This window comes from Pseudoalteromonas ardens, assembly GCF_030125445.1.
Classification (GTDB): Bacteria; Pseudomonadota; Gammaproteobacteria; order Enterobacterales; family Alteromonadaceae; genus Pseudoalteromonas; species Pseudoalteromonas ardens.
This window is the reverse complement of sequence record NZ_JASJUV010000006.1, coordinates 132898-149231: the sequence shown is the minus strand read 5'-3', so window position 1 is coordinate 149231 and position 16334 is coordinate 132898. Positions and strand designations below refer to the sequence as shown.

At 49.1% G+C, this 16334-nt stretch carries 16 protein-coding genes; 12 read left to right on the top strand and 4 right to left on the bottom strand.

Annotation, left to right across the window (positions count from 1 at the left end; all coding sequences use genetic code 11):
* Positions 1 to 175 precede the first annotated feature (175 nt).
* The 7 genes from QNM19_RS17895 to QNM19_RS17865 all read left to right on the top strand — a co-directional run bounded on the left by QNM19_RS17895 (position 176) and on the right by QNM19_RS17865 (position 7606).
* Entirely contained in the window at positions 176 to 1978 is a 1803-nt protein-coding gene (locus QNM19_RS17895) for a haloalkane dehalogenase (protein ID WP_049864167.1), read from the top strand.
* Positions 1979 to 2179: 201 nt separating this feature from the next.
* Complete coding sequence (locus tag QNM19_RS17890; protein WP_049864166.1) at positions 2180 to 2629, top strand: hypothetical protein; 450 nt, start codon at positions 2180 to 2182, stop codon at positions 2627 to 2629.
* Between the two features lie 175 nt (positions 2630 to 2804).
* A complete protein-coding gene (locus tag QNM19_RS17885) occupies positions 2805 to 3530 on the top strand; it encodes a sterol desaturase family protein (protein WP_049864165.1) in 726 nt (241 codons plus the stop codon).
* Positions 3531 to 3752: 222 nt separating this feature from the next.
* A complete protein-coding gene (locus QNM19_RS17880; protein WP_284027034.1) occupies positions 3753 to 5819 on the top strand; it encodes an LruC domain-containing protein in 2067 nt (688 codons plus the stop codon).
* A 9-nt stretch (positions 5820 to 5828) separates the two neighbouring features.
* Positions 5829 to 6386 (top strand): hypothetical protein, encoded by a 558-nt coding sequence (locus QNM19_RS17875; protein WP_049866425.1) that lies wholly within the window; start codon positions 5829 to 5831, stop codon positions 6384 to 6386.
* A 315-nt stretch (positions 6387 to 6701) separates the two neighbouring features.
* A complete protein-coding gene (locus QNM19_RS17870; RefSeq protein WP_010385811.1) occupies positions 6702 to 7055 on the top strand; it encodes a DUF1428 domain-containing protein in 354 nt (117 codons plus the stop codon).
* 146 nt (positions 7056 to 7201) lie between these two features.
* Positions 7202 to 7606: a GFA family protein gene (locus QNM19_RS17865; RefSeq protein WP_049866427.1), complete on the top strand. Its 405-nt coding sequence runs from the start codon at positions 7202 to 7204 to the stop codon at positions 7604 to 7606.
* Positions 7607 to 7634: 28 nt separating this feature from the next.
* Here the strand turns inward: QNM19_RS17865 and QNM19_RS17860 are convergent, their stop codons facing one another.
* From QNM19_RS17860 to QNM19_RS17845, 4 genes are read right to left on the bottom strand one after another with little or no spacing between them, the layout of a single operon-like run.
* Positions 7635 to 8510 (bottom strand): phosphotransferase family protein, encoded by an 876-nt coding sequence (locus tag QNM19_RS17860; protein WP_284027033.1) that lies wholly within the window; start codon positions 8508 to 8510, stop codon positions 7635 to 7637.
* A gap of 15 nt (positions 8511 to 8525) precedes the next feature.
* Positions 8526 to 9083 carry a carboxymuconolactone decarboxylase family protein gene (locus QNM19_RS17855; RefSeq protein ID WP_284027032.1) on the bottom strand — a complete coding sequence of 186 codons (558 nt, stop codon included), beginning with the start codon at positions 9081 to 9083 and terminating at the stop codon, positions 8526 to 8528.
* Between the two features lie 24 nt (positions 9084 to 9107).
* Positions 9108 to 9656, bottom strand: coding sequence for a redoxin domain-containing protein (locus tag QNM19_RS17850; protein ID WP_284027031.1), 549 nt, complete (start codon positions 9654 to 9656; stop codon positions 9108 to 9110).
* A 9-nt stretch (positions 9657 to 9665) separates the two neighbouring features.
* A complete protein-coding gene (locus tag QNM19_RS17845) occupies positions 9666 to 10247 on the bottom strand; it encodes an NAD(P)H-dependent oxidoreductase (RefSeq protein ID WP_049866430.1) in 582 nt (193 codons plus the stop codon).
* Between the two features lie 108 nt (positions 10248 to 10355).
* On the opposite strand from QNM19_RS17845, the gene QNM19_RS17840 reads away from it, so the two are divergent.
* The 5 genes from QNM19_RS17840 to QNM19_RS17820 all read left to right on the top strand — a co-directional run bounded on the left by QNM19_RS17840 (position 10356) and on the right by QNM19_RS17820 (position 16304).
* Positions 10356 to 10715 carry a winged helix-turn-helix transcriptional regulator gene (locus QNM19_RS17840; protein ID WP_049866431.1) on the top strand — a complete coding sequence of 120 codons (360 nt, stop codon included), beginning with the start codon at positions 10356 to 10358 and terminating at the stop codon, positions 10713 to 10715.
* A 338-nt stretch (positions 10716 to 11053) separates the two neighbouring features.
* Positions 11054 to 11374 (top strand): 2Fe-2S iron-sulfur cluster-binding protein, encoded by a 321-nt coding sequence (locus QNM19_RS17835; RefSeq protein WP_010385820.1) that lies wholly within the window; start codon positions 11054 to 11056, stop codon positions 11372 to 11374.
* Positions 11367 to 12755 (top strand): FAD/NAD(P)-dependent oxidoreductase, encoded by a 1389-nt coding sequence (locus tag QNM19_RS17830; protein WP_284027030.1) that lies wholly within the window; start codon positions 11367 to 11369, stop codon positions 12753 to 12755. The genes QNM19_RS17835 and QNM19_RS17830 overlap by 8 nt, the downstream gene beginning before the upstream one ends.
* A 5-nt stretch (positions 12756 to 12760) precedes the next feature.
* The gene (locus QNM19_RS17825) at positions 12761 to 13987 is read left to right on the top strand and encodes an NAD(P)/FAD-dependent oxidoreductase (protein ID WP_049865485.1); all 1227 of its coding nucleotides are present in this window, start codon (positions 12761 to 12763) and stop codon (positions 13985 to 13987) included.
* Positions 13988 to 14180: 193 nt separating this feature from the next.
* Complete coding sequence (locus tag QNM19_RS17820; RefSeq protein WP_049865484.1) at positions 14181 to 16304, top strand: TonB-dependent siderophore receptor; 2124 nt, start codon at positions 14181 to 14183, stop codon at positions 16302 to 16304.
* Positions 16305 to 16334 lie beyond the last annotated feature (30 nt).

The following is a 16334-nucleotide window of genomic DNA, read 5'->3' as shown; positions in this document are numbered from 1 at the left end:
CTCGACACCATTGGTGCAGACTTTTACACCATCTGCACGCAACAGGCTGGGGCGGTCAATTGCGCGGTGTTATTCCTGTATCCCGGTAAGACAAGTCATTGTCATCTGATACATAAGGAAAACAACCATGGTTTACAACATCCGATCATCACAATTCAAATTAAAGCAGTCAGTTATGACTTTGCGTAAGGTCATTGGCGTATGCCTGTTCAGTAGCATACTGGTGGCCTGTAGTGACAACGATGATGACACGGCCAGTGTCGAAGAAACGGTCAGCGCAGACACCCCAGTAGAAACGCGGCCGGCAAGCGGACCGCTCAGCGAGGCCTGTCTGGAGGCAGAAATGGTGCCTTCAACCACCAGCAAAGGCGTGGAGTTTATCCGCACTCCGGATGCGTGTTTTGATGCGTTACCTGGTTATGACTTTGCGGCGAATTATCTGGATATTGAAGGGCTGAGGCTGCATTACGTTGACGAGGGACCAAAAGACGGTGAAGTGGTACTCATGCTGCACGGCCAGCCGAGCTGGTCGTACCTATATCGAAAAATGATCCCGATTCTGGCTGAGGCCGGTTATCGTGTGATTGCCCTTGATAATATGGGCATGGGTAAGTCAGATAAACCCCTTAATGTGGCAGTGCATCAATACGAACATCATGTCGCCTGGACCAAGGCGTTTATTAATCAGCTACAACTCACCGATATCAATTTGTTTGTGCAAGACTGGGGCAGTCTGATCGGGTTGAGAGTGGCAGGGAATATGTCTGAGCGCTTTGCCAGAATCGTCGTGGCAAATGGGGATATGCCCATAATTCCGACTGGTACTAACCCTTATCACGTGCCCAGCTTTGAGATAGATGAGTCGCAACCAGCAGATGCCAGCACCTTTTTTGATAACCGTTCAAGCGATCGCGTCGAAGGGTTTCAGCAGTGGATCGATTATGCCGCCAGTGTACCGGAGCTGATGGCGGGGGATGTGGTGCAAAAGCTCTCTGCAATTGAACTGACTGAGGCCGAAGTCACCGCATACAATGCGCCTTATCCCAATGTGCAGTACAAAGCGGCTATCCGGGCGTTTCCTTCCATGCTCTCCGGCATAGAAATGCAAACTTTACCGGCATGGCAAACGCTGGGCGCTTATCATAACCCGTTCATGTTCAACGCAGGCGAATATGATACAGGACTCGGCAGCGAAGCCAATCAGCGCAAGTGGGTAGACCATGTACCAGGCTCTGATGGGGTAGATCACAGACGCTTTCAGGCCGGGCACTTTATTCAGGATGATGTAGGAGAGGACCTGGCGCTGCATGTGTTAGATTTTTTGCAAACGACCGCGCCACAGGCACCGCTGGTCACGGGTGGGCCAAGCTACAACATGCGGTATTGTGAGATCTTATTGCCTTATCTGCAAGATGACAAAATAGTTGCTCAGGTGTGGGGTACGCCGGGCGTCGATATGTGTCGCCAGGCTCAATGGGATGCCATTGACTTTGAAGATGTTGTCGCAGAATACGGCGCACTGACTGCGATCCCGAACGGTCCACGCTTTTTTGTGGTGGATGAAAGTCGCGGCGCGGAGGTGATAGCGCAAGAGGCAGAAACGCAAATTCGCCAGTTCGGAGAGATAAACATGCGTTTATTAACCACCGCTGATCTGAGCGCTGCGCAAGGCGAGCAACTTCCTTACGTTGCCGGTGAGGTGTCGAGAAGCAATACCTGGCACTTCTATAAAGGCAGGCGCATTTATGAGCTGACTGATAACACAGGTCAGGTTTTTGTGATGCAGTCGTTCAGCCGTATTTCGGACGCTTCATTGCAAATGGATGACTTGGCAAACTTGGGAGATCGGCTCACGCTGCCTGAAGGCTGGACGTTTTCCAGTCGTATCCTGACGGAACCGCTGGATATGACGCCCGCAGAGGGCATTGCTTATGTATTGCAGGATGAATTAGGCAATAGTTATCAGCTGGTTCAATAGTTATTACGGTCACCTCTTCGCACGCGGAGGTGACTGCTCTCCTAAGGTGTCTGAATTGCTTCTCGCGCATTAGCGCGGTTGTAGTTCAGGGTAAAGTTCCACATAATGATGTGGCTAATTTTGGAACGATTATGCTGCGCATGTTTGCCAAACGCACAGATATAAAACAGCCAGCTGAGTACTGATGTTTATAAGGGCCATATGAACCGTTTTATTGATTCCACAGAGCTTAAAGTCCTCATTTTTATACCGCTTCTTGTTTACTTTTTTTATGCCATTGCTGGAGTATTCTTCTGGATAGCGGCATATGACTTTATGTACACCAATAACTTTACAGACGCTGAAATGGACGAGGCAATCATTAGCTCTCCTTTGATCATTGGTGTCCTTTTGTTCATTCATGGATTTTTCAATATGCTCACCGCTTATCTTGTGGCAGGTTATTTGAAGGGCAATTTCGTAAAGTCTGCAGTGTCAACAATTATTGTGGTCGAAGTGATTGATGTACTTGTCATGTATGTTTTACCAGCAGACGATATCGTCTATCCCCTCTGGCAAGAGTTGGTCTTTTTCGCGGTTGGCTGGGGAGCGATTGTACTTGGTGCATGGGCAGCGTGCTATAAGCGCGATCGACAAGCCAAACTGAGTTGAGATGACGCAAAGTCTGTGGCGTGGCTGATTACTGGTATTGTTTTAATTGAGATTGGCTAGTCTGGACCAATACTCAGTACTTAAGCAATACCAGTCGGTTATTCTTTTCAGACAGGGGTGTGGATCAGTCATCGTTTTTTCGTTGTTCAGGTAAAAATTAAAGAGTCAGGTCAGGATGGAGCTACTTACTTTAGCCATAGTTATTACCGTATTTATCTGTGTTTTTACTCTGGAGGTCATTGCTCCGGCGTCTAAAAACAGCTGTGACCGGCGCTGGATGATCCTCGCCTCGGGTATCAGTTTATTTCAATCGATTAGTACGGTCGGTGCAGGCCTGATTTTTGTTGATGTATTCAGCACTGTGTCTTTATTGAGTTTTAGCAGCGAAAACATGTTCCTGCAGGGTTTGCTTGGTTTCTTGCTCACCAGTTTTGTTGCCTATTGGTGGCACAGAGCTATGCACAAGTTTGACTTGTTGTGGCGTGTCTTTCATCAGCTGCATCACAGCCCCAGGCGTATCGAAGCCCTCACGTCTTTTTATATGCATCCTTTTGATGGCGTTGCTGCCACGTTTTTGAATGCCTTGTGTTGTTATTTTATTCTGGGCCTGAATGCCTATGGGACTGCTGTAAGCCTGATCATTGCGGCTTTGTACAACATTTACATACACGCAGATCTGAAAACGCCATACTGGCTGGGTTTTGTGTTGCAACGCCCTGAAATGCACAGAGTTCATCATAAATATATGCATCATAAGCAAAATTACGGGTTAGCTATCTGGGATCTGTTATTCGGCACTTTTTCCAATCCAAAAGCGTATGTCCGGCAGGTTGGTTTTGATGAAACACGAGAAAACAGAGTTTACGACATGCTCAAGACCAAAGATGTCTATAAATCATGAACTGTGATCGACAGGGTCAATGCACTCAGTGATTCATAGCGGTTGATTGAGCACGCGCTGAGCGTGCTTTTTAGTTTCGTTTTTCTTATTGTGATTTTCATCCTGCATTGCGTATTGCAATAACGCAATTGTTAAAAATAAAAACTATTTAAAATCAGTGTTATAAAGTTGGCCTCATGCTTGCAATCTCTCTAACAGCAAATCAAAACGTTGGAGAGTCACATGAAAAAGATATTGTTCGGAGCCTGCGTGTTTTCCGCAGGACTATCAGCCGCCCCATTCGACACGTGCCCGTCAAAAGCCTTTTTGGTGCAGGGCAACACAGCAACTATGTATGGGGTTAACCTGGTCTCGGGTTCGTACACCACGTTCGCTGAAAGTGTTGGTACTAACAACAAGCTGAATGGCATCGGGTTTAGTGTTCACGACCGTTACATTTACGGCTGGGATTACAGCAACAAAGACATCGGTCGGGTGGGGAAAGATTACGTTCTCGAGCCCATCATGACGTCGGGATTCCCCGATACCAACTTTTACGTAGGTGATGTCGCCATTCACGAGAATGCGTTTTACGTTTATAAAAAGGGCGGCAGCTTAGGTTTGTATCGTGTATCGCTTGATGAAAACAGCGATGACTATTTGCAGGCAGAGCGCATCATTGATGGCAGTGCGCTAAACTTGAATATCTTTGACATGGCGTTTGCGCCTAATGAAAATGCCAGCCTGGCGTATAGCGTAGACAGCAATGGTAATCTGCATCGCATTGATGTTTCAAACGGCACCAGCACCAACCTTGGCAACGTGGGCCAGTCGGGGACCTTCGGTGCCGTCTATTTCGATGTGGAGAGCAATTTTTACATCAGCAGAAATCAGGACGGGCATGTTTATAAAATTGATATAAACGATACAAATAATACCCAGCTTTTCGCGTACGGTCCGGTTTCCAATACTAACGACGGCGCACGCTGTGCAACAGCCCCGATTATTGATGATACAGAAGACCCAACCATAGACTATGGCGACGCACCGGATAGCTATGGCACCTCGCTCAACGCCAACGGCGCGCGTCATAATGTGGGTGACTTATTTTTTGGCCAGAGTGTCAGCGCAGAATACGTACCCAAAGCCACAGACGACGACAACGGCATTAGCTTTTTAACAAACCTGGAAACAGGCTATGAAACGTTGGTTTCGTTCACCCTATCGAAATCCGGATATGTGAATGCCTGGATTGACTGGAACGGTGATGGCCAGTTCCAGGAGTCAGAGCGTGTGATCAGCGAGTATCAGGGGGTTGCCGGTGAAAACCGTGTGCTCATTCCTGTGCCTGTTGATGCTGTTGCAGGCAGCACCTGGGCCAGATTCCGGGTCTCGAACACCAGTGATATTGCACCACAGGGCGGGATTGATAACGGTGAAGTGGAAGATTTGAATGTCTCTGTTGTTGCCAGCAGCTTGATCCAGAACTCGACCTCGTGGAAAACCGCTGCGTTTGAAGATTTATGGCCGCAAAAAGGTGACTATGACTTCAATGACGTGGTAGTGAGATATCGTGTGACGACCAGCCAGATTGGTAACCAGGTTGTGCGTTACAACATTGAAGGCGCGCTAATCGCAGTCGGGGCCGGTTATCACAATGCCTTTGCCATTCGTTTAAAAGACATTGCCCGTAAGCATGTGGATGAAGCCCAGGTTGAACTGACTGTTGACGGCACGTTACAGGACGGCAGCCCCCTGGAAGCCAACCGAAATGAAGCCATTGTCGTCATCTTTGCCGATACCAGAGAGATGGTGCCGGTGCAGCCAGGCTGCAAGTTCTTCAGAACTGAAACGGGCTGTAGTGACATTCAACGAGCGCCTTATTCGTTTGAAATCAGCATTCCGCTGGCGACCAGTTACAACGCGAGCGTGGCGACAAACAACAAAGTTGACCCGTTTATCTTCGCGGTAGATGGCCATTATCATGGGCCATTCGTAGACCAGAACAACGGTCGTGGCTGGGAAGTCCACCTTAAAAATCATGCGCCAACCGAAGCGTTTGATAGCAGCTACCTGGACCAGGGCGATGACACTTCATCAACCAATGGTTACTTCCAAACGTCAACAGGTTTGCCCTGGGCACTTATCATTAACTCTCAGTGGGACCACCCAATGGAGCGCGTTGATATGTCACTTGCGTATCCTCAATTTGTGGAATTCGCCCAGTCAGCAGGCGCACAGAACGCAACCTGGTTTGAGAATCCAGTAGCCGACTATCAATACACCATCAGCAACGCAGCGCAAAACTAGGAGAGCATCATGAACAAATTAATCGTAACGCTAATGACACTTTTACTGACAGCATGTGGTGGTGGTGGCTCTGAAGGCAGCAGCAACAGCCAGTCGACCAGCAATACGGCCCAGGCCAGTGTAACGAATACAACGCAACCGCAATCGAGTAACCCGGCTCAGCAAGATAACGCAACCGAACAGCAAGCGAGTAGCACCGAAGAGCAGGTAGCTGAGGAGCAACCCGCGGAAGAGGCCCCGGTTGGAGAAGGCATGGAGGCTGTGGTTGTAGATGGCGGGTTTGATTTCCAGACCGATGTGCCGGTCACGGTTTCAGTTGCACCCGATGTGGTCAATGGTCGCGCCTTTATCAATGTGTGTCAGCAAGATGCCGCACTCACCAACGAAGATAGCTGCTTTTTGAGAGCGCCAGTTGATAGCACCGGATTAACGGTTCAGATTGAGCTGCCGCACTCGGAGCAAAAGTTAAAAGCCGAAATTTGGTATTACAGTACTGACGTCGAGCCGCTTGTGTACAGCTGGGAATTTGATGGTACTCAGCAGCAACAAGCGTGGACAATCAACTAATCAGTATGCATGAGCAAGATTCGTGGTGACTCACGATAGTCCAACGTAAAGCATATCTCAGCAGTGAGGTATGCTTTTTTCTTTGTGTGAAACGTGTGCGACCTGATGTGGTTATGCTGAGCGCCGCAATCTGCTGGTGTTTCTGGCCTTCTGCTAAATGTACCTTAAGCGTATTATTTTCCTCTGCCATTCAATCTGGCCTGCTATGCTTGATAGGCCAGGTGTGGCTGTGCAGTCGCGTTGTGCGAGCTTTAACTCGGCGTCAGATCTGGATTAGGCTCACGGTATATGAAAGACCAAGGTAAGGAGAGGAAGATGTCATATGTAGATTGTTTTGTCGCAGCAGTACCGAATGACAATAAAGAAAAATACATTGAGCACGCAGAGGTATCCGCATTGGTGTTTAAAGAGCACGGTGCGCTGGAAATTGTAGAAAATTGGGGTGATGATGTACCGCAAGGGGAAGTGACTTCTCTGCCTCTGGCGGTTAAAGCTCAGGACAACGAGACAGTGATCTTTTCGTGGGTAGTTTGGCCATCTAAAGAGGCACGTGACGCAGGTTGGAGTGCGATTATGGAAGACCCTAGAATGTCTGCGGAAAATAACCCTATGCCATTTGATGGCAAGCGCCTAATCTACGGTGGGTTTAATACGATACTTACCGCCTAGTTGTCAGGCAAACAGAGCATGCAAAGCACTTACACTGTGAAACCCCTGCACTAACTAAGCTAACAGGATGATTCGCAGTGTAACTTTGAGTTTTGTGGTATTGTCTGAGCTTAATTTTGTGATTGGTTGCAGGGAAACATAAACGTATGAAAAATCAATATCATGGCTCGTGCTTGTGCGGACAAGTCACCTTCTCTGTCTCCGGTTTCAGCACCAGAGTGGCCAATTGCCACTGTACTATGTGCCGTAAATTTCACGGCGCTGCTTTTGGTACTTTAGTGTCTGTGACTGATTTAAACTGGTTATCGGGCAAAGCATGTTTAAAAGAGTTCACAGCGCCCAATGGCACCACACGCACTTTTTGTCATACCTGTGGCGCCAGTCTTGGTTTTCGAAGTAAAGGCGTGCCACCAGAAGACATAGAAATCGCCATATCTACATTCGACACAGATATTCCAGTGAAAGTGGATGCACAGATTTTTACCAGCAGCAAAGCGAACTGGTGTTCGCTACAGGCAGATATTCCAATCTTTAAAAACGCCCGAACGTGATCCCGTATGTAAAACCGGCCATGTGATTTCAGCCGGCCGCATTCAGAAGCATTGCTGTGGTCTCTTCAAAGTGCGCCAGTTTATCGACCTTCAGCCCGTTGCTGGTGAGATATAAGTAATCGTTGAACAGGCGCACTAAACTCCAGCATATCACGCGTTTTTGCAACGCTACTTGTTCCGCCGGACACTGAGTGTAGAGCGCAATTGCACGGGCTTGCAGGGCAGGATTAACGATGGGATCTTGGCCATGCCAGTTGATCAGAGCTAAGTCAAAAGCCGGGTCGCCGAAATGTGCACGCTCCCAGTCAATCGGAACAAGCTGTTGCCTGGGTGTCGCAATCAGGTTCCCCGGGTGGAAGTCGCCATGGTTGAGCGTAAAAGTGCTAAGGGTATTAAAGAGGCTCTGGCAATTTTGCAAAATCGTGCTCAGCTTGCCAAAGATATCCTTCATTTTGGCGCGTTGAGAGGTGCGGCTGCGGAAATATCGCCACGAAACCTTTAGCTGGTTGGCCGGGTTCAGAATGAGGCTGGAGGGGGAGCTTACCTTACCATGGTGTGTTGCTGTGATCTGATGGATAGCTTTGAGCAAGTGGATTGCTTGCTCAACATTGAGTTGTGCCCAGCTCGTTGTGGTTGTCCCTTCGATATAAGGGCGAAGCAGCATCTGGCTGGCGTTATCTGAGCGTATTAGCTTGGTTGGCAGCGCGAAGTGTGTGTTAGCGAGCAGCGAATAGGTGTTTGCTTCGGTGGCAAGTCCACTTTGATGTCGGCCAAGGGATCGTTTACATACCCATTGGCTGCCGTCGGCGCAGATCAGCAAGGTATTGTCGTGGGTCAGGCCACCTTGAAGTGGCCTTTGACTTATGATGCACTGTTTTAATGTGCCTGGTGAGTCCAATTGCATAATCGACGCGGACGATTAACGCGAGTCCGGATGGGTCCACTGATAGTCTTGCATCGGTGGGTCCAGCTCGGTTTTAGCCAGTGCATTGGTAAAGTTGGAAATGAGTTTAGCAGCCAGGCCGGTTAGTACTTCCAGTGCTTGCTGTTTGCTGTATCCTGCATTCAAAAAGGCTGCCAGCGCGTCATCGCCAATATGCCCCTGTTTTGCCAGCAGTGCTTTTACAAAGTCCTGCAGTGCCTGAAGTTTACTGTCTGGCAAGGGGGTTCCTTCGCGCAGTGCGCTGATCAGAGCGTCGGGCATGCCGGCAGATTTCATCATCCAGGTATGACCGGGAACACAATAGTGACAGTTATTTTCGTAGTTGGCGGTCATAAACACCACCTGCTGTTCAACGGCCGACAAACTGGTGTCTTGCATAAAAGCGCTAAAGGTATCGTTATAGGCTTTGTAGGTCACGGCCGACTCTGCCAGCACTTTATGCAGGTTGGGCAGCATGCCAAAACTGGCCAGTGATTGCGCCATGAGCGGTTTAGAGTCTTGTGGTGCAGTGTCGGGCTCATAATAGGTAAACATGTGTGTACTCCTGTTAAAAGGTGGTTAGTTATGCATACCGCGAATGGGGTAGTTGTTGTCCGGGTCCCGGATCCAGCCAAGACCATTTACCAAAGAAGTCAGATCCGGGCGAACGAAGGGGTTGTTAGAAATATCCGTCACCTGAATGTTTCCGGCTTCATTAACGACAAAGAGCCCGGGCTCGGCAAAGGGGTGGTCGGTTTCCTGTGCTGAGCGGGGATCAGAAATAAACAAGCCCAGGGTTTTCATGTCCGCAAGGCTCAGACCATATCCCAGCGCAAACGATACGTTAAGCTGCTCGCTGTGGCTTTGCAGTTGTGCCAGGCTGTCTCCGGATACCGCCACTATGTCGACTTTGATGTCAGCCAGTTGATCCTTAAATTGTTCTAGTTTATTAAGGTAACGGGTGCATAACGGGCAGTGGCGACCCCGATAAATCAGCACCAGCTGCCACCTGCCAGAATTGTTGACCTGCGCCAGTTGACGCGTACTCCCATCGGCCAGATTGACCTGGATGTCCGGAAATGGGCTGCCGGGGTGCAGTTTTTGAGTGTACTGGTTAGTGTGGCTCATGGTGCGTCCTTAAAAGTAGGTGTTTAAATGGGTGTCGAGGCGCGCCAGGTCGCCTTCTATGTCTGCATTTTTCATCACATCGAAGCAGCTAAACGTAGGTATAGACTGCATACCAAAGAACTTAAAGTTCATATGTGTCGGGAGCAGCAAGTCGTCTACGCTTTTACCCTCAAAAAACTCATTCACGTCATTAAACGATTCCGCCGGGGCATTAAAGGTGACGGAGAGCATGTAACGCGTATCACCAAGCGTGCCACCTCGCCCATAATTGGCTTTAGGCTGGTCGGCTGAGCGTCCGTCGCCATTGCACAGGGCACCCCCCATACCTGCGGTATACACTTCGTCCATATACTTTTTAAATGACCAGGGCAGACCCATCCAGTTAATTGGGGATTGCAGGATCACGACATCAGCCCAGCGGTGCAGATCCAGTTGGTGCTCAATGTCGAGTGGTTCAGCCATTGTTACCACCCGGGTCTCGAACCCCCTGGTAGTCAGGTGAGAGACCATACTGTTAACCAGCGTGGCATTGAGTTTCCCTTCAGAAAAGGGGTAATACTGATGTGCGTTAATGATCAGGGCTTTGTTCATGTTGATTCTCCGGTAGGCTTAATTGCTTTCGTGGTTTATAATAGTAACCTGTAACCTTTATTCAATTAGTTTACTTTTGGTAACCACCCTAATTTTGGAGTGCTGACTGTGGAAAGTGTTGTTAAAACAGATAGTAAGGGAAGAAAAAAAGTTTTAAATGCGTGTCTCGAACCCTGTGCCATCGAAAAGGGCATGCGCCTCATTGGCGGTAAATGGACGGGATCTATCATTTATCATCTTAAAGATGAACCGGTGAGGTTTAACGATCTGGCCAGAATGCTCGGCGGCGCCAGCAAAAAGATGATCGATCAGCGCCTCAAAGAGCTGGAATCCCAGGGCATGGTATTGCGTACAGTCGTTAATGAGCGGCCAGTGGCTGTCACGTATGAGTTGACTGAGTTTGGTCGCTCAGCACTGCATATTCTGGAGCAGCTGCGAGTCTGGTCCGAATCTCATCATCTCGACTAAGAGAAAAGCATGAACTGGCGATGAGTAAGTCATCAGGGAGTGCATAAAAAAGCGACATGCCCGGATCCAGATCAAATTTTGTTTATTCAATGTAAATAAATATAGCTTAATTGTTTATTCCGGGTTAATCTTCTCTCGTTCACAGGAAATGAGCTGAATGTGCCTGAAATAGGGCATAGACGAGCGAAAGGAACCGGGAAAACGGTTGTACACTTTTTAGTAGTTAACTTTTAATTATCATTTCAAGTTACCCTCAACGTCACTGGCTCTTACCTGTCCTGTATATCAAGCGTACATGCTGCGCTCGATGATGTATCACTACATGAGAGAGACAAGTTATGAAACCACTTAAGCGCACCCGAGACATTACGCCTCTGCCTTCGCGCAATTTTAAAATTACCGTCGATGATCAATCTGTTGAGGCCTGTGAAGGGGAAACCGTGTTGTCGGTTTTACTTGCCGCCAACTATGCCAAAGTGATGGAAAACGACCGCAATGTAGCATCAGGTGCCTACTGTGGCATGGGGGTATGCCATTGTTGCCAGGTTAAGATCAATGCCAAACACAAGCAACGTGCCTGCCAGACCTTAGTTAAGCCACACATGTCGGTTGAAACCCTGACCAATCGTTTCAAAGAAGAGGGGATCAAGCATGACTAGCCAGACGCACGACAAAGTGGTGATCGTCGGCGGTGGTCCTGCGGGGACTGCTGCGGCAGCTGAATTAGCACGTCATGGATTAAAGTCAGTGATCATTGACGAAGCACCTAAGCTGGGTGGGGTGATATATCGCGGTCCGCTGCGCAAGACTGACTCCTTGCCACACCTGGATGACAACCTGAAGCGCGCCATGACGGCATTGCAAACCCGCTATCAGGCGCACCGTGAATCCATTGAAGTCAAAACGCAGACCCGGGTGCTTGGTCCGGAAGGCAGTAATCAACTTTTACTCAGTGATGACTCGGGATTGAGTCGTCAGCCATATGCTCATCTGATCCTGGCAACCGGTTGTCACGAGCGCAGCATCCCTTTTCCTGGCTGGCAGTTACCCGGCGTTATGTTACTGGGTGGTGTGCAATTACAGCTGAAAAGCTCTCTGGTCAGGCCGGGACAGCGTATGGCGCTAGTGGGCACCGGGCCTTTATTGCCTCTGGTTGCCTGTCAGTTGCATAAAGCGGGTGTCGATGTCGTCGGTGTGTATGAAGCCAGCCCATTTGCCAAGCTGGCGAAAGAGGCCGTTGCTTTGCTGAATAAGCCCAAGTTAACGCTGTCGGGCATGAGCATGATGAGTTACCTCAAAAAACACAAAATTCCATTCAAATATGGCTGGGGGATTGTCAGTGCGCAGGGCGAGGATCAGCTCAGCAGTATTCATGTTGCGCCATACGATAGCCAGTGGCGACCTCAACGTGACCTGGCTGAACAGGTGGCAGTCGATGCCATTGGGGTGGGGTACGGATTTGTGGCACGAACTCAGCTTGCTATGTTGTTGGGCCTGGAACACACCTACAGTAAAGTCAGTGGTTATGTGCCTGCACTGGATGAATGGCATCAGAGCCAGAATCACAGCGCCTTTGTAGTGGGCGACAGTAACGGCTTGCTGGGGGCTGATGCGGCCATTTGCGAAGGTCAGCTGGCGGCATTACGTCTGGCCTGGCAGTGCGGAAAAATCACAGAGTCTGAGTTGTTGTCGCGGGCCTCGAAGGTTAACAACAAGCTGGCACGGATTAAAAAATTCCGTTTTGGCTTTGACCGGTTCTCGGATCGTCAACCCGGTTTATTGTCTCTGGCGCAGCCACAGACCGTGGTTTGTCGGTGTGAGCAAGTGCGCAAAGAGCAGCTGGATGAGGCCATTGCGCAAGGCGTTAAAGACATCACCAGCCTGAAAATGCGAACCCGCATTGGTATGGGAGACTGCCAGGGGAAAACCTGTAGTTCCTACGCGCTGGACTACCTGCATCAGGCAGGTCTGACAGAGAACATTGGCGTGATTAAGCCACGTTTTCCTCTTGATCCTATCCCCTTTACCTTAATGGAATGAACACAATGAAAAAATATGATGTTGTCATCGCTGGTGGCGGTGCTGTGGGTGCGGCGTGCGCATACTTTTTGAGTCGCGATACAGATTTAAAAATCGCATTAATTGATTTAAAGAAGCCAGGCAATGCGTCGCGCGCGTCTGCCGGGGGATTGTGGGCCATTGGTGAGTCGGTTGGTCTTGGATGCGGGGTTATTTTCTTTAAAACTCTGTCTAAATTGCACAGTGAGGCACAAGGTAAGGAAGTGCCGGTAATGCGTCCGCACCAGTTGCCGGATTGCTTTTTTGAGTTTGCATTAACGTCTAACAACATGTATCCGGCATTGCACCAGGAGATGCTGGAGAAGCACGGTGTTGACTTTAAATTTGAGCGCACTGGGCTGAAATTTATCATGTATAACGAAGAAGACAGGTTGTACGCCGAACAGATCACTCAGGGGATCCCTCACCTGGCCGATCAGGTACGTTGGCTGGACGCTGAGCAACTCAAAAAAGAAGAGCCTTATGTGACCGACGATGCCATTGGTGCCATTGATTTTATTTGTGATCACCAGGTAAATCCGTATCGACTGGTCGACGCGTATGTGGAAGGCGCACGTCAAAATGGGGTGTCTTTGTATCTGAATACTGAAGTCACCTCGGTGATCCGCAACGGCAATGTTGTGGAAGGGGTGAAAACGAGCGATGAAGTCTTTTTCTGCGATACCCTGATCAATGCCTCCGGTGCCTGGGCCAACGAGTTATATCAGCAAGCCACCGGGCGTACTATGCCGGTGTATCCGGTGAAAGGACAAATCGTGCTGTCGGAGCGCATGCCAAAGATCATGAACGGCTGTATCAGTACCAGTGACTGTTACATTGCACAAAAGGACAACGGTGAAATCCTGATTGGCTCATCGACAGAAGAAAAGGGCTTTGATACCACCAATAGTCTGGACAAAATCCAGGAGCTGTCACAGGGGGCAATGAAGTGTTTACCGATATTAAAAGAGTCGAGCATCAAGCGTTGCTGGGCTGGGTTACGTCCGGGCACACCCGATGAGTTGCCAATCCTTGGACCGGTCGAAGGGGTAGAAGGTTACCTTAATGCTTGTGGTCATTTCCGTACCGGCATTTTGACATCGGCTATCACGGGTCAGCTGATGACTGAACTGATTATGGGTAAAACACCGTCATTGGATCTGACGCCGTTTAGTGTTGAGCGCTTTGAAGAGGCGGAGCAAAAGGCTGGTTAAAACCGATTAACAGGGAAGAGGCATTGGGTGCAAGGATGTACCTGAACCCACTCAATTTATTGCGATTTAATTAATAAAAATAAAAGTAATAATCAGTATAAAAACTTCATTGATTACTCCTTAACACCTGGCTGCATTCGTGGTACAGTCCCCGCGCATAGTTGTTATAATATATCATAATGAAGGATTGATAATGAAACCCTTACACTCTGCGTGTCGTTTAAGTGTACTCTCTTTGTCTCTCGCTGCGGCGTTTTCTGTGTCTGCTGACAGTACTATTGAAAAAATTGAAGTAACCGGCGAGCGCCAGGCTTACCGTGGTGATTTTACGCATTTGCAATCACCGGAATCTCTGTTCGAATTTGACTCTGAATTAATTGAACAAACTGGTGTGACAGGATTAACTCAGGTATTGGATATGTCGGCGTCGGTGAGTCGCCAAAATAGCCTGGGTGGCCTGTGGGATAGCTTTGCGATCCGCGGTTTCTTCGGTGATGAGAATGTGCCCAGTGGTTATCTGGTTAATGGATTTAATGCGGGGCGTGGATTCTCCGGCCCTCGTGATATTTCGGGTATTGAGCGGGTTGAAGTACTTAAGGGTCCAAAAGCGGCCTTGTTTGGCCGCGGTGAACCGGGTGGCTCAATTAACCTGGTAACCAAAAAGCCGACTTTCCAGTCTTCGAGCGAATTTGAACTGACTGCGGGCAGCCGTGCCCACCGTCGCCTGGAAGGTGACGTGAATGCGGTGTTGTCTGAGTCAGTCGCTGGTCGCTTTATTGGTTTCTATCAGGAAGAAGACAGCTTTCGCGACACCATAGAAACGCAAAAACATGGCGTGATGGCATCATTCGTGTTCGACCAAAGTGCTGACTCAACCTGGCATTATGACTTTGAGTATGCCGAGCAGGAAATCCCGTTTGACCGTGGTATTATCGCGCCAAACGGCAACTTTGACTTTATGCCGATCGAGCGTTTCCTGGGCGAGCCGGGTGATGGCCCTACAACGACTATGGTACATGGCCATCAGCTTAACTGGCTGTACGACCTGAACAGTGACTGGCAGCTTAGCTCTGCGCTGGCATACAGGCAAACTGAACTGGACAGCCTGTCAAGCGACGCAGATATTGCGCCTTCCAGACAGAAGCTTTACTTAGATTTTCAGACCCTGACGCGTCAACACAGACAGCGCGCTTATGATACCGATCAGTATGTGGCACGGTTTGAATTAGCAGGAGATGTCACGACAGGCTCAATCAAACACCATATCATCGTAGGTGTTGACTATGACCGTTTTGAGTTTGACAGAGATTATCGGGTTGCCCGCGCACCGGCACTAAGCACCAACCCAACCGATGCACAGCTTTATGCTATCAATATTCATCAGCCAGTGTATGGTCAGCATACACCACCAACGCCAACCCCGGTGATTGTGCGCCAGCAAAATCAATGGGCAACCGGTTTTTATATCCAGGATCAAATAGCGTTGACGGATGCGTTTCAGGTGCGTATTGGCGGTCGTTTTGACTGGCTGAAACAAACCACAGATGACAAGATCAGAATGCAGAGCGCAGATCAGTCTGAGCAACATTTTAGCCCGCAGCTGGGTCTGGTATATCAGTTCAGTGATAACTGGTCACTGTACTCAACTTATGGCGAAGGTTACCGTCTGAACTTTGGTACCGACTACAAAGGGGATGGCTTTGATCCAAACCAGAGTGAGTCAATTGAGTTCGGCAGTAAGTGGTCTCTGCTCGACAATAACCTGGACATCACGCTGGCCTATTTTGATAGTGAGCAGACCAACATCATTGTTGCTGATATCAATAACCCCGGCTTTAGTGCTGCCATTGGTCAGGCGACAAGCCAGGGCATTGAGCTGGACGTGGTCGGTCAGCTACCGGCAGATGCGCAGATCCAGTTCTCATTTACTCACCTGGATGCACAGGTTGATAAAGATTCCATTGATACCGGTCTGGGTGTCGCCATTAAAAAGGGCGACGACCTGCTAAATATCCCAGAGAACGCAGCCAGCATTCAGCTGAGCCAGCAATATTCGGTATTTGGTAATGCCTTGTCAGCGGGTGTAGGGGCTCAGTATGTGGACGAGCGACTGGGCCAGCGTGGTACTGACTTCTACCTGCCTTCCTACGTTACTGTGAACCTGTTTGCAGAGTATGCGATCAGCGACCGCTGGTCTGTAAAGGCGCAGGTACATAACGCCTTTGATCGCAAGCACTTCACCAACTCATATTCTCAGATGTGGGTGCAGCCGGGTGAGCCGCGTAAGGTACTAGTGTCGACCTCATATCAGTTCTAATTTTGCCCACAGACCTTTTGAGTCGTTTAA